21 protein-coding genes and 1 tRNA gene are annotated in these 18,761 nt (G+C 42.8%); 16 read left to right on the forward strand and 6 right to left on the reverse strand.

Annotated features, from left to right (window positions below; translation table 11 throughout):
* The first annotated feature begins 64 nt into the window (after nt 1-64).
* Genes LZG75_RS06610 through panD form a run of 3 tightly spaced genes read left to right on the forward strand, consistent with a single transcriptional unit; the run spans nt 65 to nt 1,842 of the window.
* Nucleotides 65-487 carry a type II toxin-antitoxin system HicB family antitoxin gene (locus LZG75_RS06610; RefSeq protein ID WP_233936504.1) on the forward strand — a complete coding sequence of 141 codons (423 nt, stop codon included), beginning with the start codon at nt 65-67 and terminating at the stop codon, nt 485-487.
* A 37-nt stretch (nt 488-524) separates the two neighbouring features.
* Nucleotides 525-1,418 (forward strand): peptidylprolyl isomerase, encoded by an 894-nt coding sequence (locus LZG75_RS06615; RefSeq protein WP_233924678.1) that lies wholly within the window; start codon nt 525-527, stop codon nt 1,416-1,418.
* 55 nt (nt 1,419-1,473) lie between these two features.
* Entirely contained in the window at nt 1,474-1,842 is a 369-nt protein-coding gene (gene panD / locus LZG75_RS06620) for an aspartate 1-decarboxylase (RefSeq protein WP_233936515.1), read from the forward strand.
* Here the strand turns inward: panD and LZG75_RS06625 are convergent, their stop codons facing one another.
* Nucleotides 1,843-3,240, reverse strand: a complete 1,398-nt coding sequence (locus LZG75_RS06625) for a phosphomannomutase/phosphoglucomutase (protein WP_233936517.1) — start codon at nt 3,238-3,240, stop codon at nt 1,843-1,845.
* Between the two features lie 109 nt (nt 3,241-3,349).
* Nucleotides 3,350-4,840, reverse strand: coding sequence for a glucose-6-phosphate isomerase (pgi, locus tag LZG75_RS06630; RefSeq protein WP_233936519.1), 1,491 nt, complete (start codon nt 4,838-4,840; stop codon nt 3,350-3,352).
* Between the two features lie 112 nt (nt 4,841-4,952).
* Here pgi and LZG75_RS06635 point away from each other — a divergent pair, with 112 nt between their 5' ends.
* Nucleotides 4,953-6,071 carry an NAD(P)/FAD-dependent oxidoreductase gene (locus LZG75_RS06635; protein ID WP_233936523.1) on the forward strand — a complete coding sequence of 373 codons (1,119 nt, stop codon included), beginning with the start codon at nt 4,953-4,955 and terminating at the stop codon, nt 6,069-6,071.
* Between the two features lie 5 nt (nt 6,072-6,076).
* On the opposite strand, the gene LZG75_RS06640 is transcribed toward LZG75_RS06635, so the two are convergent.
* Both LZG75_RS06640 and LZG75_RS06645 read right to left on the reverse strand, forming a co-directional pair.
* A complete protein-coding gene (locus tag LZG75_RS06640; RefSeq protein WP_233936525.1) occupies nt 6,077-6,499 on the reverse strand; it encodes a type II toxin-antitoxin system VapC family toxin in 423 nt (140 codons plus the stop codon).
* Nucleotides 6,500-6,502: 3 nt separating this feature from the next.
* On the reverse strand, nt 6,503-6,760 hold the full coding sequence (locus tag LZG75_RS06645) for a type II toxin-antitoxin system Phd/YefM family antitoxin (protein ID WP_233936527.1): 258 nt from the start codon (nt 6,758-6,760) through the stop codon (nt 6,503-6,505).
* 111 nt (nt 6,761-6,871) lie between these two features.
* Between LZG75_RS06645 and LZG75_RS06650 the strand changes: the two genes are divergently transcribed.
* Nucleotides 6,872-6,961: transfer RNA gene (locus LZG75_RS06650), tRNA-Ser, on the forward strand.
* 128 nt (nt 6,962-7,089) lie between these two features.
* Here the strand turns inward: LZG75_RS06650 and LZG75_RS06655 are convergent.
* Nucleotides 7,090-7,797, reverse strand: a complete 708-nt coding sequence (locus tag LZG75_RS06655) for an SOS response-associated peptidase family protein (RefSeq protein WP_233936531.1) — start codon at nt 7,795-7,797, stop codon at nt 7,090-7,092.
* A 164-nt stretch (nt 7,798-7,961) separates the two neighbouring features.
* Here LZG75_RS06655 and LZG75_RS06660 point away from each other — a divergent pair, with 164 nt between their 5' ends.
* The 3 genes from LZG75_RS06660 to LZG75_RS06670 all read left to right on the forward strand — a co-directional run bounded on the left by LZG75_RS06660 (nt 7,962) and on the right by LZG75_RS06670 (nt 9,681).
* Nucleotides 7,962-8,852, forward strand: a complete 891-nt coding sequence (locus LZG75_RS06660; protein WP_233936533.1) for a heparin lyase I family protein — start codon at nt 7,962-7,964, stop codon at nt 8,850-8,852.
* Nucleotides 8,853-9,010: 158 nt separating this feature from the next.
* A complete protein-coding gene (locus LZG75_RS06665; RefSeq protein WP_233925310.1) occupies nt 9,011-9,265 on the forward strand; it encodes a type II toxin-antitoxin system Phd/YefM family antitoxin in 255 nt (84 codons plus the stop codon).
* The gene (locus LZG75_RS06670) at nt 9,265-9,681 is read left to right on the forward strand and encodes a type II toxin-antitoxin system VapC family toxin (RefSeq protein ID WP_233925309.1); all 417 of its coding nucleotides are present in this window, start codon (nt 9,265-9,267) and stop codon (nt 9,679-9,681) included. Before LZG75_RS06665 ends, LZG75_RS06670 begins: the two co-directional genes overlap by 1 nt.
* Before the next feature lie 61 nt (nt 9,682-9,742).
* On the opposite strand, the gene LZG75_RS06675 is transcribed toward LZG75_RS06670, so the two are convergent.
* Entirely contained in the window at nt 9,743-10,687 is a 945-nt protein-coding gene (locus LZG75_RS06675) for a LysR family transcriptional regulator (protein WP_233936536.1), read from the reverse strand.
* Between the two features lie 121 nt (nt 10,688-10,808).
* On the opposite strand from LZG75_RS06675, the gene LZG75_RS06680 reads away from it, so the two are divergent.
* The 8 genes from LZG75_RS06680 to LZG75_RS06715 all read left to right on the forward strand — a co-directional run bounded on the left by LZG75_RS06680 (nt 10,809) and on the right by LZG75_RS06715 (nt 18,753).
* A complete protein-coding gene (locus LZG75_RS06680) occupies nt 10,809-12,020 on the forward strand; it encodes an ABC transporter substrate-binding protein (RefSeq protein ID WP_233936539.1) in 1,212 nt (403 codons plus the stop codon).
* Between the two features lie 42 nt (nt 12,021-12,062).
* A complete protein-coding gene (locus LZG75_RS06685; RefSeq protein ID WP_233936541.1) occupies nt 12,063-13,568 on the forward strand; it encodes a CoA-acylating methylmalonate-semialdehyde dehydrogenase in 1,506 nt (501 codons plus the stop codon).
* A 17-nt stretch (nt 13,569-13,585) separates the two neighbouring features.
* Complete coding sequence (gene mmsB / locus LZG75_RS06690) at nt 13,586-14,482, forward strand: 3-hydroxyisobutyrate dehydrogenase (RefSeq protein WP_233936549.1); 897 nt, start codon at nt 13,586-13,588, stop codon at nt 14,480-14,482.
* A 159-nt stretch (nt 14,483-14,641) separates the two neighbouring features.
* Nucleotides 14,642-14,803 (forward strand): hypothetical protein, encoded by a 162-nt coding sequence (locus LZG75_RS06695; protein WP_233925293.1) that lies wholly within the window; start codon nt 14,642-14,644, stop codon nt 14,801-14,803.
* Between the two features lie 23 nt (nt 14,804-14,826).
* The gene (locus LZG75_RS06700) at nt 14,827-15,741 is read left to right on the forward strand and encodes a hypothetical protein (RefSeq protein ID WP_233936552.1); all 915 of its coding nucleotides are present in this window, start codon (nt 14,827-14,829) and stop codon (nt 15,739-15,741) included.
* 32 nt (nt 15,742-15,773) lie between these two features.
* The gene (locus LZG75_RS06705; RefSeq protein ID WP_233936554.1) at nt 15,774-16,736 is read left to right on the forward strand and encodes a tripartite tricarboxylate transporter substrate binding protein; all 963 of its coding nucleotides are present in this window, start codon (nt 15,774-15,776) and stop codon (nt 16,734-16,736) included.
* Nucleotides 16,737-16,774: 38 nt separating this feature from the next.
* On the forward strand, nt 16,775-17,677 hold the full coding sequence (locus LZG75_RS06710; RefSeq protein WP_233936556.1) for an alpha/beta hydrolase: 903 nt from the start codon (nt 16,775-16,777) through the stop codon (nt 17,675-17,677).
* 86 nt (nt 17,678-17,763) lie between these two features.
* On the forward strand, nt 17,764-18,753 hold the full coding sequence (locus LZG75_RS06715) for a tripartite tricarboxylate transporter substrate binding protein (protein ID WP_233936559.1): 990 nt from the start codon (nt 17,764-17,766) through the stop codon (nt 18,751-18,753).
* Nucleotides 18,754-18,761: the final 8 nt, after the last annotated feature.

An 18,761-nucleotide genomic window follows, 5' to 3' on the forward strand; every position in this document is an offset into this window, starting at 1 on the left:
TTTAATGGGTTTATGATATAAACAAAATTGTTTATAATTCACGAGTGAAATAAGGAGTAAGACAATGTTTATTTACCCAGTAATTTTAACTGCCGATAAAAAAATGGGCGGTTTTTCGGTTACTTTTCCTGATATTCCTGAGGCTATTTCACAAGGTGCATCAGAAGCTAAGGCGATAAAGGCCGCTAGAGACGCACTTGAAACTGCCCTTGATTTTTATTTTGAAGATAAGCGGCCAGTGCCCTTGCCATCAAAACCAAAGCGAGATCAGTTAACTATTGAATTGCCGGCCAGCTTATCTGCAAAAATTTTGCTTTTAAATGAAATGGTGAGGCAAAAAGTTCGCCCAGCAGAATTGGCGCGTCGCTTAAAAACTTCTGCTCAAGAGGTAAATCGCTTGACTGATTTGCATCATACAACCCGCATTGATGGTATTGCGGCCGCCCTGCAAGTATTGGGCAAGCATTTAGAAATGCGCGCAGTGTAATTGCTGCGTAGAAGCACGACTCGAATACAATAAAGCTATGAAAAAAATTATCCCTATATTTGCTCTTGGCCTCATTAGCTTCAGCTTGCCTGGTCTTAGTCAGGCTCAAACTACGAGCCCTAATCCTATCCCAGCTATTGGGGCGAGTGGATCTGCCGCAACTGCAGACAAGAAAATGACCACGGTCTCAGAGACAAACGCTGAATTTTTTGCGACCGTCAATGGGCAGCCGATTTCGACTGGCTTGTTAGCCTTAAATATTCGCAATGCCATGGGTCAGGGTCAAAAAGATGGCCCTGAATTACAAAATGCCCTCAAGCAGGAATTAATTAACCGCAAATTGTTAACTGATGAAGCCACTAAAAAAGGTTTAGAGCGTTTGATTGATTTTCCGGATCAATATACGCAACTTAAGCAAACTTTATTGATTCAAGCCTTAGTTGAAAATCATTTCAGCACTAACCCCATTACCGATGCGCAATTGCAAACTGAATACGAGCGGCAGCGTAAATTGGTAGGCGAAAGTGCATCTGCGTTTCAGTATTACTTAAGTCAAATTGTTGTGCCTAGCAAAGCAGATGCAGAAGATTTAATCCGCCGCTTTCAAAAAGGGGAACCTTTTGGAACAATGGCACAAGCATACTCGATCGATCAAGCCACGAAAGGTAGTGGCGGCCAATTGGGGTGGTTGTTTCCTGGTCAAGTGATTAAGCCAATTGCCGACGTGGTTGTCAAAATGAATAAAAGCGCAATTACTACTACCCCCATTCAAACTTCTGAGGGTTGGGTGATTATTCGCTTAGACGATAAACGGCCCTTTAAATTTCCATCCTTAGAAGAAGCTAAGCCGCAACTTCGCCAAGCCATGGTGCAGCAATATTTAGTTGAAACCGTAAAGAAATTACGGGAAACAGCGAAGATTGTGCAATAGCTTTGCCCATATTTCGCGCTAGAATAAGCGCCTTAGATAGTTAAGATAGGGCTGTATGAAACGAATTATGTTATTGGCTAAATTGCATCGGGTAGTGGTTACCGAGGCCGATTTGCATTACGAAGGCTCTTGCGGTATCGATGAGGATTTGCTCGACGCCGCTGAGATGTGTGAGTACGAGAAGATCGAGCTCTATAACATCAATAATGGTGAGCGTTTCTCAACCTACATCATTAAAGCTAAGCGGGGCTCAGGTGCTATTGCCCTGAATGGTGCTGCCGCTCGCAAAGCCCATGTAGGCGACCAGTTGATTATTTGTACCTATGGGCCGCTTGATCAGGCTGAAGCCAAGTTACATATTCCTAAAGTAATTTTGGTTGATGAGCAAAATCGGCTTAAAGAAATTAAAAAGATTACGCGTTAATTAAAACGGTAATTTTGCATCTGGCTTAGCGGCTAACAAAGCCACTTTAAACTCAGCCTGAATGCGTTGAATTGCTGCTTCGTTGTCGGCCTCAAAGCGCATTACCACAATTGGCGTGGTGTTAGAGGGCCTGGCCAAACCAAAACCATCAGCATATTCAACCCGCACACCATCAATGGTATTAATCGATTGTGAAGTGGGGAATTTCGCATTCGCCTTAATTTTTTCTAAAATCGTAAAGGGCTCGCCTTCTGCGCATTCCAGTTGCAATTCAGGGGTGCAGATGGCATTGGGTAAGTTATTCAAGGTTTGATTTGGATCTTTTTCTTTGCTCAAAATTTCTAATAAACGCGCGCCAGTATATAAACCATCATCAAAGCCAAACCAGCGGTCTTTAAAAAAGATATGCCCACTCATTTCGCCAGCAAGGGGCGCACCAGTTTCTTTTAACTTGGCTTTTACTAGTGAGTGGCCGGTTTTCCACATTAAGGGCTCACCACCATGTTGTTTAACCCAAGTTGCTAAGTTACGCGTGCACTTCACATCATAAATAATTTGCTTGCCAGGATTACGGCTTAATACATCTTTAGCAAAAAGCATCATTTGTCGATCGGGGAAAATGACTTGTCCATCTTTTGTTACCACGCCTAAACGATCGGCATCACCATCAAAGGCTAAACCCAGTTCATTATTAGTTGTAGCTAAATTCTTGATGAGGTCTTGCAGATTTTCAATATGGGCTGGATCGGGGTGATGATTGGGAAAGTGTCCATCGACTTCGCAAAAGAGCTCTTCCACTTCGCAGCCAAGGGCCCGAAAGAGGGTGGCGGCAAATGCACCACCAACCCCATTACCGCAATCTACTGCAATTTTCATGGGGCGGGCTAACTTCACATCACTCACAATGCGCTCTAGATACAGGGGGAAAATATCGAAATACGAACGCTGGCCAATTTCAGCTAGCGGCGCCTGAATAAATTGCTGCGCTTCAATGCGCTGGCGGATTGCTTGAATTTGATCGCCATAAATTGCCGCGCCGCCAAGGACCATTTTGAAGCCGTTGTAATTAGGGGGGTTATGACTTCCCGTAATCATGATTCCAGAAAGGGGCTTGCGACCTTCAATCGTTTGATTTGCGCCAAAGTAGACCATCGGTGTGGCAACCATCCCTAAATCGATGACATCGATGCCCGTTGAAAGTAGACCTTCAGCTAGTGCCTCGATTAAGTTGGGTCCGGATAAGCGACCATCACGGCCGATGACAATGACAGTTTCACCAAGCTCGCGCATTTGGCTACCAAAGGCTTGTCCAATCGATTTGGCAACAGAGGCATCGAGTGTTTGATCGATGATGCCGCGAATATCGTAGGCTTTAAAAATGGATGGAGATAGTTGCATATTTAATCCAAGTAAAAATGATTTATAGCTATTTTTGTGTATTGATCTTTATTGCGCTTATTCATCTAATTTTTCTTGTATTGGGTTCTATAAATGAAAGATTGTTGCATTAGCTATTGAAAAGATTAATACGCCGCGCTGTAATCGCATCGATATTGGCATCGGCAGCTACTGACACAGAATCTTTGAGTGCTGCTTCAATCGGTTTAGCCAAGACCTTACCGAGCTCTACGCCAGGCTGATCAAAGCTATTGATATTCCAGAGCGCCCCTAGGGTAGTGGCACGATTCTCATAGAGCGCCAAAAGAGCGCCTAGATAAAAAGCATTTAACTTCGGCAAAATCAGTAAGTTGCTGGGCCGCTTACCTGGGTAGGTATTGTTAGGGTTAGCGGTTTGTTTACCATTGGCTAAGGCTTGGGCTTGCGCTAAACAATTAGACAGCAAAATACGATGATGTTCTTTGGCTTCAGGCAAATGACTCATGGGTTCACGAATGGCTATGAAGTCAATTGGGATGACCTCAGTACCCTGATGAAGTAATTGGAAGAAGGAGTGCTGGGCATTGCTGCCAGAGCTACCAAATACAACAGGGCAAGAGAACTTTACGGGCATACCATTGCGGTCAACGCGCTTACCGTTGCTTTCCATATCGAGCTGCTGCAACCACTTTGGAAACCCATCTAATGCATCGGCATAGGGAATAACAGCGAAGGATTTAATATCGTGTTGCTCTTGTTGATAGAGTAGAGCCAGCGCCATAATTACCGGCAAGTTTTCTTCTAAAGGCGCAGATTGATAGTGTTGATCAATTGCCTGCGCACCCGCTAAAAATGCTTTAAAACTTTCAAAACCATATTGCAAGGCAATTGGCAGTCCAACTGCTGACCACACGGAATAACGCCCGCCAACCCAGTCCCAGAAAGGATAAATATTTTCTTCTTTGACGCCAAACGCTTTAGCAGCAGGCACAGCGGCAGTGACGGCAAATAGGGCATTATTAATTTGACTGCTAGTGAGACCGCTATCTTTAAGCCAGCGTACAACGGCTTTGGCATTTTTAGTGGTCTCTACAGTAGTAAACGATTTAGACACAATGATGATGCGCGTACTGTGCGGTAATGCGCGTTGCAAAATGCGGCCTAATTCAGCGGTATCGATATTGGCTAAGAAATGCATACGCATGCCCCGAGTTTCAATACCGGGAACATGGGCTAGTGCTTCAATGGCTAAACGTGGACCAAAGTCAGAGCCACCAATGCCAATATGAATGACGTCGGTTACACCCTCCGATTTATTGCATAGCGCTTCAATACGCTGCCAAACATTTGCCACAGCAGGCATGACATCTTTGCCATCAACTAATACTGGTTTTTGATCTAAATTGCGCAGTGCTGAGTGCAGTGCAGGACGATCTTCAGATGTATTAAGGTGCTTTCCAGCAAATAGATCGGCAATGAACTGTTGCAGATTGGCTTTACGGGCTTGAGCAAATAGAGCTTGCCAGCCTTTAGCATCGATACCTTGATAGGCGCTATCTAAGACTATATCTGCAGCGCGAAAGATGGAATTGGGGTTCTCTGAAGCAGGATTTGAGGACATCTCTAGATTTTATCAATAAGTAGCGGGAGAAATGGTTTAAATCCCCCTTAAAGTACTGAAAATGTTACGATTTGTGCCTATTCTTATTAATCAATATGTCTGGAACAGGTAGATGGAGCAGGTTGATTGTGTCGTGATCGGTGCAGGAGTGATCGGCTTAGCCGTTGCACGCGAGATGGCACTTCAGGGGTATGAAACCATCATTTTAGAACGCGAATCGGCTTTTGGTACCGTTAGCAGTGCGCGTAATAGCGAAGTGATTCATGCTGGTATTTATTATCCGAAGGACTCTCTCAAGGCAAAGCTCTGCGTTGAAGGCAATCGACTTTTATATGAGTATTGTCGTAGTCATCAGGTAGCAACTCAAGCATATGGCAAGTTAGTGGTAGCCGCCGATGGTGAGCAAATACATGATCTGCAAAATATTTTGTATAAAGCCAAAAATAATGGTGTGCCCGATGTACGTTTGCTATCAAGTACAGAAGCATTCAATTTAGAACCTGATCTTAAGTGCACCGCAGCGATGTTATCGACCTCAACAGGTATCGTTGATAGTCATGGTTTCATGCTGTCGCTACTGGGTGGTTTTGAAGATGCGGGAGGGATGATTGCCTATCAATCACCTTTGCTTAGTGCACATGTCGTCAATGATGGTTTTGAATTGGCTGTTGGCGGTAATGACGCCATGAAACTACAAACCCGTTTATTAATTAATTGTGCAGGCCTTAGTGCGCCACAAGTTGCCAGCAAAATTGACGGCTTATCAATAGAAAAAATTCCGCGGGCGTATTTTGCTAAAGGGAATTATTTTTCTCTGGCGGGGCGTTCACCATTCAAACATTTGATTTATCCCATTCCTGAGCCTGGTGGTTTAGGTGTGCATCTGACCTTAGATTTAGCTGGACAAGCTAAATTTGGCCCCGATGTGGAGTGGCTTGATATTACTGAAGAGAATAAAATTAACTATGCGGTTGATCAGCAACGAGGCGATAGCTTTTATGCAGCCATCCGGCGTTATTGGCCGGGGCTAAAAGACGGGGCTTTACAGCCAGATTATTCAGGAATTCGGGCAAAAATTGTGCCCCCTAATTCGACTGCCGGCGACTTTATTTTTGATGGGCCCCGGCAACATGGTTTGCCTGGGCTCTATAACCTATATGGTTTTGAGTCCCCAGGGCTGACATCATCTCTGGCGATCGCGCGTTATCTTGAGGGTTTGATCGCGGGGTGAGTTGATTAAGTTTTCGGGTTTATTTTCGAATCAAATGGATTGAAAATTGGAACTTTAAAGCGTTTAAAGTCTTTTACGTTACTAGTAACTACCGTAAGTTCTTTACTTAGTGCAGTTGATGCAATCATGGCATCTTCATTGACCGTATTAGATTCTCGGTGCATTAATGTAGCCCAAATTCGAAATGCCCGCGCATCCATTGGCAATATGTTGTAAAGATTCATTAATTTATTTAGCCAGACACTTAAGTTCTTTGCTTTAAGCGCATCCTGCTCGCGAGTTATTTCTATTCCTGCTTGTATTTCACCGATAGATACTGCTGAGATATATAAATCTGTATCGCTAATTGTTTTTAACCATGTAAGTACACCTCCATGCGGCTTTACTTTTCTCAGCTCAGAAATAATATTGGTATCAAGTAAGTACATTCTTTAAATTTGAGTTAACTTACGGCGTTGCAACTGACCACGCTTAGGTAAAGGTAATTCAGTTCTATCCTGATCAGAAAGCAGTAAGTCTTTAAGGGCGGGGTGAGCCGATTCCCTTAAAGCATCCCATTCTTGGATGGTAATAAGCACAGCGGCTTTAAGCCCGCGTTTGGTAACGACTTGGGGACCATCACTTAGGCAGGCATTTAAAAATTCGCTAAATCTGGCTTTAGCATCCTGTACAGCCCAATTACTTTTCATATAAAAAACTCCAAATGACTAGTTATCTGACTAGTTTACCTGATTTTATGAGCCAACTCATCCCCCCACTTTTAGGCTTATTTGCTTAAGTTCCTTATAATCCCAAGCAAAGGAAGCGTGGCAGAGCGGTTGAATGCACCAGTCTTGAAAACTGGCGAGGATGAAAGTCCTCCGTGAGTTCGAATCTCACCGCTTCCGCCAAATAAATATAGCCCTAAATTGGGCTATATTTATTTGCCTTAATCGACCACTTCAGTGCGCTAGCCTTTACATAGTATTTTGCTCAAGGGGGGGACCCCCTTAGTGAACTTTCCAGACTTGAGGGTGGCTTACAACCCCTTCGGATGCTCCAGTGCAACTAGCTCTGGCATGACATCGACTGTCATCAGACTATTGGCGGTTTCTGTCGTGGCGTTAAGCCATTCTTGGAAGAATTCAGGGCGAAGCACTACAGGCGTTCTTTTTTCTTCGCCTACCTTATGGAATTGCTGCATCACCAAGTGCTGATCTGCATTAATAGTGAGCATGCTAAATGAGACCACCAGTTCACCTGACTCCTTATCTGTCCACGTATCCCAAATTGAGGCAATGCCCATTGGTTCAGTATTAGCGGCCTTTATTTCCCAGCGCACAGCTTTGCCACTGGCATAGGAAGGCTCAAAGAAGTTATCGACCAAGACTAAGCAGTATTGCCGTTTTCGCCATGGTGTGCGGTAACTAGGTTTCTCAGCAACGGTTTCAGCTCTGGCGTTATATGTATGTCTACCAAAGGTCTCATCTTTAGCCCAATGCGGAATAAGCCCAAAGCGAGCTAATCCACAGGCGATTTGAGTCTTGTCATTACGTAATACGATTGGAGCAGGGTAGCTAGGGTAAGTTTCAATAGGATAGTGGGAAGGCAAGTCCACATCAAAGTGTTCTTTAGTCCAAATGCTATTTTGGGTCGGCGTGAAGTTGGTACACATAGCAAAATCATAAGCTACCCTTAGCGGTTTGCCATAATCCAGATACCCACCCACCTTAATCGGCCACTTCACTACGCCAGCCAATACGTAGTAATTTGCTCAAGGGCTAACCTTTTGTGAAGTTTCCTGACCATAGAAAAGTCGGTTTATAACAACATCGCCACTTCTAAATTTGCCAAAAAACAAGCGGGGGGGGGTAATATTGCTAAACAATTCTAAATTTTATAAAGGTTTATATGAAAAAGTATTCTATATACCCATTCATTACGCTAATTGCTGTATTACTTTATGCATGCGGGGGCGGAGGCGGCAGTGATGCCTCTAGTTCCTCATCTAGCTCAACAACTCCAGCATCTACTATTAGTTTAGCTACTCCACCAGGAACTACATGTATTAACGTAACCAATACAGATGTTTTTGGAAATATGAAGTTTATCAATCCCAATACCAGCGGAGTTACTTCTTGGGGATGCTTGATTGTTAATAAGTCGGATAACCAACCCGTAATAGACGGTACTCAATCGGCTCGTTTTGAGTTAAGACCTGGTGATTGTGGGGCAAACTCAACCTTTAACGATTGCACAAATAATCGAAGTAGGTGGGAGCTTCAGGAGACAAACTACTCAGCAACGCAGGGTCAAATTATTACGCTTAATACGAATATCTTTATTCCAACTCAGTCAAATCTTTACACCTCACAAACCTTAAATGTGGACCTTACCCAAATAAATTATATTTATAATTTACTAGACGGGACATTGGTTTCCTATGGGAGTCTTGCAGCGCTTCAAATGAATAAAAGCGGCGCTTTAATTATTCAAACCTATTCAGACTTAGATGGTAGCTTTACTCGACTAAATAGTTACACGGTTTCTAGCAGCCCGATGAATCAGTGGATTAATATTCGCTATGAAATTAAATCAACTGCTAGCGGTGATGGATATTTTAAGGCATTCGTAAATGGGACTTTATTGGTTAATGAAACTTCCCGCTCTACACTTCCATCTGCATTAGCATCTAACATCCTTCGTTTTGGTATTTATGATGTTTATCAGGCGGGTGGCAAAGCAAGCGAAACGCAAGTAGTTTATTTTGATGGAATTAGCAAGCAAGTTAGCAATTATTAAGAAGGCAGGTATCTTGCTGTGCATCCAATTCTGATCTAGATGATCTGTTAGCTAAATAGTGGCATGGCCCGATTTAAACAAAAGATCTTGTAGGAGTAGGTTTCAATAAGGATATAATTGTAGTAACATATCTACATTACCTGATTTTAGGAGCTACCATGACCATTACTACCGTCTCTAGCCGTCAATTTAACCAAGATGCTAGCGGAGTAAAAAAAGCCAGCCAATCTGGCCCAGTATTTATTACTGATCGAGGACGGCCTGCTCATGTTTTATTAACTTATGAAGCGTATAAAAATATATGCGGGAAAGAAGCCAAAATTGCCGATTTATTAGCACTAGTTGGGGCTGAAAATATTGATTTTTTGCCTTCAGGTAGTCGGGATATCGCTAAACCAGCTGAATTTTTCTAATGTATTTAATCGATACAAATGTAATTTCTGAAATTCGTAAGATTCGTTTTGGAAGTGCCAACAAAAATGTAGCGAAATGGGCTGATGATGTAGATGCTCGAGAACTATATCTTTCTGTTATCACAGTTGAAGAACTGGAGATTGGCGTTTTATTACTAGAGCGACGAGACCCAAAACAAGGCGCTGTTCTAAGAGCTTGGCTTGATCATCAAGTTTTCCCTGCATTTGAAGGGCGCATATTAGAAATTGATATGGCCATCGTTTTACGTAGTGCGCATTTACACGTACCAAATCCAAAGCCATTAAGAGATGGCTTAATTGCCGCAACTGCATTAGTTCATAGCATGACTGTGGTGACGCGCAATGTAGAGGATTTTAAAATGGCTGGGGTAAAAATTTTTGATCCTTGGCAATAAGTTATCGCTGATCTTATTAAATGAGTTGAGACTTGTTATAAAGGCTGGCCTAAGTTGAGATCTAATGGGGGCTGTCTGTGTTAACCCAATTTATTGCATTGGAATTTCCCATTAAGTATTCGCTGTTAATATCAGCGACTTCTCGCAGGTAATCCCATAGCACCATGACCCGTGAGACCTCCCTTTTTTCATTTGGAGTAATTAACCAAAATGAGCGAATGATACTTGCTTCTTCGCGAAGAACAGGTATTAGGTGAGGAGATGTGCTGCCCATAAAGCAGGGCAAAATACCCAGCATTTTCCCCTTTAAAGTTGCAGAATACTGAGCAATGATGCTGGTACTTTTTAGAGGAACTGCCGTATTTGAAGCTAACTGTTCTAGGTAGCGTAATTCAGGACTAAATGAAAACTCATCTACATAACCGATTAAACGATGCTGATTAAGATCTTGAATAGTTTTAATTTTTGGATGCTCATTGAGGTATTCTTGCGTTGCATATAGTTGTAGGCGATAGTCTGCTAGTTTGCAACTGACATAGGGACCTGAAGAAGGGCGCTCAATACTAATTGCGATATCGGCCTCATGTTTTGATAAATTGATAAATCGAGGTAGCGTTATCAGATCAACATTAATGGCTTGGTGTTTGTCACAAAATAAGGCTAAATGTTGAGCGATAAAAAAGCTACCAAAGCCCTCCGTAGTGCCCAGTCGCACTTGCCCAGTTAATATTTGGCTATCTCCACCCAATTCGCTTTCTAAAGTTGCCATCGTGCTTTCAATTTGCTCTGCGTACTCATAGAGTCGATGACCTGTGGAGTTAAGGGTATGCCCTTGAGCAGATCTGGTAAACAGTTTTGAACCTATTTCAGCTTCCAGCTTTTTTAAGCGTCTACTAATTGTCGATTGATCGATATTGAGATGGTTCGCGGCTTCTAGCGCAGACTGGAAGCGCGCTACTGTAAGGAAAATTCTCAAGTTATCCCAATTAATCTGACTTGTATTCATAAATATGCAATTTTGCAAAACAACTATGCATTTTAATGTATTTATTTTGTAAAAATGCATGTTTAAACTGAAAAACAATAAAAATCATTCATATAAAAAATAAGGAGATTCCATGTTTTCAATGAAAAAGCTGTTTCTTACAATGTCTCTTGGCTTTGCCGCCTCGACTGCATACGCGCAAATTAGTGATGGAGTAGTAAAGGTGGGGATCTTGACCGATATGTCTGGGCCTTATTCTGGGATGGGCGGCTCTGGATCGGTGATTGCTGCGCAAATGGCTATTGATGATTGCCTTAAGTCCGAATGTAAGGGCATGAAAATTGAATTAATTTCTGCCGATCATCAAAATAAAGCCGATATCGTCGCCAATAAAGCCCGTGAGTGGATGGATCGCGACAAGGTAGATGTATTTGCTGATTTAACTAACTCTTCTGGGGCATTAGCAGTGCAAAAATTAATTAAAGAGAAGGGCGGCATTGCTTTATATAGCGGGCCAGCAACTACTCGACTAACTAATGAAGATTGTGCCCCGAATGGATTTCACTGGATGTTCGATACGTATTCGTCAGCATCTGGTGCAGCAAGCGCTATTACTCGCAAAGGTGGCAAGTCTTGGTTTTTTGTAACTGTTGACTACGCATTTGGTCACTCTTTAGAAAAAGACGCAGGTGATGTGGTGAGGGCAAATGGTGGCACAGTCGTTGGTAGTACTCGCCACCCATTAAATAATGTGGATTTTTCTTCTGCACTTTTACAGGCCCAAGCCTCTAAGGCTAATGTAATTGGGTTGGCAAATGGCGCAGCAGATACCGTGAATGCAATTAAAGCATCTAAAGAATTTGGAATTGGTGGTAGTAATAGTAATCAGGAATTAGCTGCCTTGCTACTTTTCTTGACCGACGTACATGCAATGGGCTTAAATACAGCTCAAGGCCTATTATTTTCAGATGGTTTTTATTGGAATTTTGATGATCAAACTCGAGCCTTTTCAACACGTTTTGAAAAGTTGCATAAAGGCTTTAAGCCCACCATGGTTCAGGCCGGGGTCTACTCGAGCGTATTACATTATTTGAAAGCAGTGGCTGCCGCGAAAACAGATGACTGGAAAGTAGTCTCAAAAACCATGCGCGAGATGCCAATTAAAGATCCAATAATGCGTAATGCTTCGATTCGTCCAGACGGTCGGGTTATTCATGATATGTATTTATTCCAGGTGAAAAAGCCAAGTGAATCCAAGGGTCCATGGGATTACTATAATTTAGTTAGTACCATCCCCGCCCAAATTGCATTTAAACCTCTTGCAGAGTCTAAATGCGATTTGGTTAAAAATTAATTACGCTTAACCCCCTTTTCCTACAATAGAAAGCGCGACACTTTGCCGAAATCGATTCCTCAAATTCATCACTTTATTGATGGCAAGCCATACCCATCAAAGTCAACTGAGTGGCGGGAAGTTATTAATCCCGCTAATCAAGAGATCGTTGGAAGGGTGCCTTTTGCTACTCAGCAAGAACTCGATTTAGCCGTACTCTCAGCAAAAAACGCTTTTAAAACTTGGCGAAATTCTTCCTTATCTGTGCGCATGCGAATTATGTTGAAATTTCAACAATTAATTCGCGAGAACATGGCGCCATTAGCTGAATTAATTACTCGAGAGCATGGTAAAACGTTGCCCGATGCCGAGGGAGAAATTAATCGTGGGTTAGAGGTAGTCGAGCATGCATGCTCAATTACTTCCTTACAGCTTGGAGAGATGGCTGAAAATGCAGCCACGGGGGTTGAGGTCTACACCTTGATGCAGCCCCTTGGGGTTGGGGCTGGCATTACGGCGTTTAATTTTCCGGTAATGTTGCCCTGTTTTATGTTTCCCATGGCAATTGCCACTGGCAATACATTTATTCTTAAGCCGTCAGAGCAAGACCCCAGCTCTAGTTTGTTATTAGTGGAATTAGCCCATCAAGCTGGTCTGCCGCCGGGGGTGCTAAATGTGGTGCATGGTGGGGCAGAAGTGGCCAACATGATTTGTGATCACCCCGATATTAAGGCGATCTCATTTATTGGCTCTACTAAAGTTGGCACCCATATTTACCGGCGTGGATCTGAAGCAGGTAAGCGAGTGCAATCAATGATGGGTGCAAAAAACCATTGCGTGATCATGCCCGATGCCAATAAGGGTCAAGCAATTAATAATTTATTAGGCTCGGCATTTGGTGCAGCAGGACAACGATGTATGGCAAATTCAGTAACGATTTTAGTTGGCGAAGCAAAAAATTGGCTAGCTGAAATTGTTCAAAAATCAGCAGCATTGAAGGTTGGTCCTGGTGATGGGAAAGACATTGACTTGGGTCCATTGGTTAATAAGCATGCCAAAATGCGTGCGCTAGCATTAATTGATTCGGGGGTAGCTCAGGGCGCGAAATTACTTTTGGATGGCAGGCAATGTAAGGTTCCTGGATACGAGGAAGGGAACTTTATTGGCCCAACCATTTTTAGTGATGTTAAGCCAGGGATGGATATTTACGATCAGGAAATTTTTGCTCCAGTGTTAGATATTGCTTGTGTCGACACTTTAGATGAGGCAATCACTTTTATTAATAACAATCCTAATGGTAATGGCACATCTATATTTACTTCAAGCGGATGGTCAGCGCGAAAATTTCAGAATGAAATTGATGTTGGTCAGGTCGGTATCAATGTCCCTATACCAGTGCCAGTAGCTTATTTTAGTTTTACCGGATCACGCGCTTCAAAGTTAGGAGACTTAGGGCCAAATGGTAAGCAGGCTGTTTTCTTTTGGACTCAAACTAAGACTGTTACAGCGCGTTGGTTTGATGACAGCTCGGTCTCGGCTGGAGTTAACACCACCATTAGCTTGAAATAAAGTGTTATAGGGCGCTTATGAAAATTGGGTTCATTGGTATAGGTAATATGGGTTTACCCATGGCTGGTAATTTATTAAAAGCTGGCCATGTTTTAGTTGTTCATGATTTGGTAGCTGAGGCAGTTCAGCAGCTGACTAGTCGCTTTCCTGAAAAAATAACTGCATTGAGTTCTGTTAAGGCCGTAGCCAAGTCTAATGTAGATTTGATTATCACCATGCTTCCTGCTGCCCATCATGTGAAAGCAGTATATCTAGGTGAAGAGGGCTTATTGGCTCATATTTCTCCTAATATCGCCCTCATTGATTCATCCACAATTGATCCACAAACTGCGAGAGAGGTTGCTTTAGTAGCGTCTAAACAAGGCAACCCCATGTTGGATGCCCCGGTATCTGGTGGAACAGCGGGAGCTGAGGCTGCGACCTTAACAATTATGGTTGGTGGTGATGAAAAAGAATTTATCAGGTTCAAGGAAATTTTTGCGGTATTAGGAAAAAATATTGTTTACTGCGGCGGTAGCGGTAACGGCCAGGTGGCCAAGGTAGCTAATAATATGCTGCTAGGTATTTCCATGATTGGTACTGCTGAGGCAATGTCGTTAGGAGTGTCTTTAGGTATGGATCCTAAAGTATTAGCGGGAATTATCAATACTTCGAGTGGTCGTTGCTGGAGTTCTGATACTTATAATCCGTTCCCTGGAGTACTCGAAAACGTGCCATCAGCACGTGGCTATACAGGTGGCTTTGGCACAGATTTAATGTTAAAAGATCTTGGGCTGGCTACCGAAGCCGCTAAATTAGCGAAGCAACCTATACCTATGGGTGGGCTGGCACAGCAAATTTATCAGACCTTTAGCTTACAAGGCCACGGCAAGCTCGATTTTTCAGCCATTATTAAGTTATTTCACAAAAAATAAAAAATTCTTAAGAATTCTGCACCCCTTTGCAGAAAAAATAACTTCGCTCTAAGTCGTGCCTATCCCACTGCTGCCATATTTTCATAATTCACTAAGAGTATCTTATAATATTTGTGAAAAATAGAGATAAATAATAAAGTGAATTTAAAAAGGCTAAGCATGCGTGCAAATTTCCGCAATTGGACATTACTGGTTGGATTATTATGTGTCGCTGCAGCCTGCGTCATTGCTTACCTAATTACTTTGCCAGCTGAGGCCGATGTTTCTTTGTTATTTGATGCGCCTAAATATAGTAGTTTGCAATATTGGATTTCTACTTAACTTATTTTAAAGAGAGAATTGACATGCAAGCCTCTATGTTAGAAGAAGTAATCACAGTACCTAATCCTTATCCAATTCGTTTTCAAGTTCAATATGATGAAGTCTGGCACCTTTGCCAGCAAGCGCGCGATTTAACGTGGAATCCTGATCACATTGATTTTGCTGATATTCGTGATGCCGATTTACCCCAAGAGGTAAGAGAGGCTGGGGGCGAGTGGTGGAGCTTGCGCTCGTGGATGGAGCATGGCGCCATCGCTTATGGAACAGAACGCCTTCGCGAAGCTATTTTTGATCACCAGCCGTTTGAAATTAAGCAGCATATTGTCAATTTTATTGCTGAAGAGTTACGCCACCATGAAGCCTCGGTATTAATTGCCAAAAATTTAGGCGGATATCACGACGAGCCACGAGCTGATTACTTTAAATTGGTCATTCCCCGTTTTCATGATGAACGTGATGAAAAGGCGATGAGTTTTTTTGCGGGCTTAGCAGTCAATACCTTATTTGAACAATTATCAGGTGAATTGTTGCAAGCACGATATGAAAATGCTCGCTTTGAATCGATCCGCATGGCCTGTAAATTAATTTTGCGTGATGAAGCTCGCCATATTCAGTTTGGTCGAATCATTATGCGGCGTTTTTTTGAAACTTTAAGTGCTGATGAAAAGCGCCTGATTGGGGAAAAGTTCTCCAAAAAATTACGTGGCAGCTTGCTTAATGGTGTGTATTCAGTGGTGAACTTGCCGGAGGATGAGCGTAAGCGTGCAGGGCGTAACAGGGCGCTTGCATCTGAATATGGTTTGGGTGCTACGCATCCCGATGAGGAAGTAGAAGTGATCCGCAATGCTTTAGACCGCATTCGCGCTGACGTCGCCCCTTACGGAGTTGAGATTCCTGCTATTCCAGAGCTAGACGGCTTAGGTCAGTTATCAAGTTAAGAAAAATATTGTTATTAAGGGAGATTAAGGAATTGAACAGTTTTTCTAAATTACTAGTGCTGACAGTAGCTTTATTTAGCCTCCCTGCATTAGCCCAACAAACTTACCCGCAGAAACCGATTACCTTAGTCGTGCCCTATCCCCCTGGCGGTTCAGCTGATATTTTGGCGAGAGCACTAGCGCCAAAATTGGGCGAACGCTTGGGACAGACTATTTTGATTGAAAATCGCGCGGGAGCGGGTACAGCAATTGGTGCAAAGGCAGTTTCGAGTGCGGCCCCCGATGGCTATACCTTGCTATTAGGCACCGTTAGCTCGAATGCGATTAATCCTGCGATGACTAAGGTTGGCTATGACCCAATCAAAGATTTTGTCGCGATTGCACCTGTGGCCGCCATCCCATTTGTTTTGGTAGCCAACCCCACTTTTCCTCGTAATAATGTGGGTGAATTAATTGCCTATGCTAAGGCAAATCCTGAGAAAGTCAGTTACGCATCTGCGGGCCCAGGCACGTCAAATCATTTAGCGGGCGTTATGCTAGCTTCAGCTGCACAAATTAATTTAGTGCATGTACCTTATAAAGGAAGTGCGCCAGCATTAAATGATGTTATTGGCGGTCATGTGCCAATCATGTTTGATTTAATCGCCACTGCGCAACCGATGATTCAAGCAGGAAAAGTGAAGGCTCTGGCAGTAACCAGTAAAGCGCGCACATCTTTATTGCCCCAAGTGCCAACCATGCGAGAAAGTGGTTTAGCCGATTATCAAGTAAGCGCGTGGTTTGGTATTTTTGGCCCTGCAGAAATGCCGATAGCTATTATTAATAAATTAAATCTTGAAATTACTGCAGTAATTAAAAATCCGGAAATGCAAAAACGTTTGCGTGAGTTGGGTGCTGAACCCGAGACCGCAACGCCACAAGAATATGAGCGTTTTGTGCGCGAGGAAGCAGCAAAGTGGGTAACGGTTGTGAAGTTGGCAAACTTGGCCCCTTAATTCATTATTTAAGCGTCGAAAAATTTCTCATCTAGCTTGTGGCCCCTAGTCAAATTCCTGTAGCTTTATTTCCTAGTCTACAGAGAATTGGCAATTCCTGGGCTAGCGATATTCAGCGGTATAGCCAAGAAGTAAAAGACCTCTACGCCCCTTTGCATGCTTTAACGAATAATGAGGCCATTACCGTTGAACGCAATTTAGCTTATGGCGAAGATGCTCGGCAAGTACTGGATATTTTTATACCTGCGCAGGTAAAAAATGCTGGCGTAGTCATTTTTGTGCATGGCGGTGCCTTTGTACGGGGTGCAAAATGTACCACCGATAGCTTGTATGACAATGTTTTATATTGGTTTGCCCGTCAAGGCTATATCGGAGTCAACGTTGAATATCGTTTGGCGCCAGCAGCAACATACCCTGCTGGTGGCATTGATGTGGCTTTGGCAATTGAATGGGTGCATAACCATATTGCTCAATTTGGCGGCAATCCTAAACAAATTCTATTAATTGGACATTCCGCTGGCGGTACTCATGCAGCTGCTTATGTGTTTGATCCTGCCGTAGCTTGTTTTGGTAAATATCTAGAGGCGCTAGTTTTAATTTCTGCACGTTTAAAGGCAGACGTTCTGCCAGAAAATCCGAATGCTGAAGGAGTACGCGCTTATTTTGGTGCAGATGAAAATCAATATGCTGAAAAATCACCGCTGACATACGTGGCTAATAGCTCCTTGCCAACCTTAGTAGTGGTGGCAGAATTTGAAAATCCGCTCTTAGATGTATATGGGAAAGCCTTTGCTAGAAAATTAGCAGAGGTTCGCTCGGCAAAGCCTTTGTTATTAGAAAAGGCAATGCATAATCACATGTCGATTGTGGCCCACTTTAATAGCAGTGAAGATGAATTGGGGCGGCAGATTTTAGAGTTTTGGGAAAATCAGCAGCAATAAGTAGTTTAGAGCGCTGGAAGTTGAAGGTTCTGAGCCTTAATTTTGAGTTTGATATAAGATAAAGAAAAATATTAGGGGACAATAAAATGAAAAAAATAAGTTATATTTCGAAAGTAATGAGTTTTTTATGTGCTTCAGTAGCTTTACATTACTCAGGTTTAGGGCAAGCAGCCGAACCTTTTCCTAACAAAGAAATTCGCCTCATCGTACCTTGGAATGTAGGTGGCTCTAATGATATTTCAGCCAGACTTTTATCGCAGCTAATTGCAGAGCAAGGCATTAAGGTGGTGGTAGAAAACATAGCTGGGGCTACGGGTTCAATTGGCATGGGCAAAGTGGCTAATGCAGAGCCTGATGGTTATACAGTTGGCATGGGCACAAGCTCAACCATGGCGATGATTGCGCAAAATTTAACCACTTTAAAAAATGATCAATTTGCACCTATAGCCAGAGTAACGACAGATCAATTGTTATTACTAGTGCCTGGCGATGGGCCGGCGACAAATTTAGATGCTTTTCTCGCTATGGTTAAAAAGAATCCAAATAAGATTTCGATTGGCACACCTGGCAGCAATAACTTGAATCATATTTTTGCTGTGATGACTGGGAGGGTCGTAAATACTGAAATTATTACTATTCCTTATACAGGTGGATCGAAAGTTATTGTTGATTTGGCGGGTAAGCAAATTGATGCTGCAGTTTTAAAACCGTCGGAAAGTAAAACACAAATTGATGCTGGCCTTGTAAAGCCCATCGGCGTATTTGCCAATGACCGGATTAAAACTTTGCCGAACGTTCCAACCTTTAAAGAAAAAGGCTTTGACGTTTTTCCTTTTGGGCCACTTGTGCAGATGGCATATATCGCTGCGCCTGCAAAAACCCCGCAAGCCGTGCAAGATCGCTTGATCACTATTTTTAGTAAGGCAATTCAAGACCCACGATTTAAGAAGGCCTCTGAAGAGGGTGGAGCTAAAGTAGATGATGTAACAGGCAAAGCACTTGGTGAAGAAATCGTGGCCGTTACTAAAACACTCGCTGTAGTTGGTCCAAAAATATTTACAACAGAAAAGAAATAATTTTCTAG

Source organism: Polynucleobacter sp. IMCC30063, from assembly GCF_021395235.1.
In the GTDB taxonomy this organism is placed as follows: domain Bacteria; phylum Pseudomonadota; class Gammaproteobacteria; order Burkholderiales; family Burkholderiaceae; genus Polynucleobacter.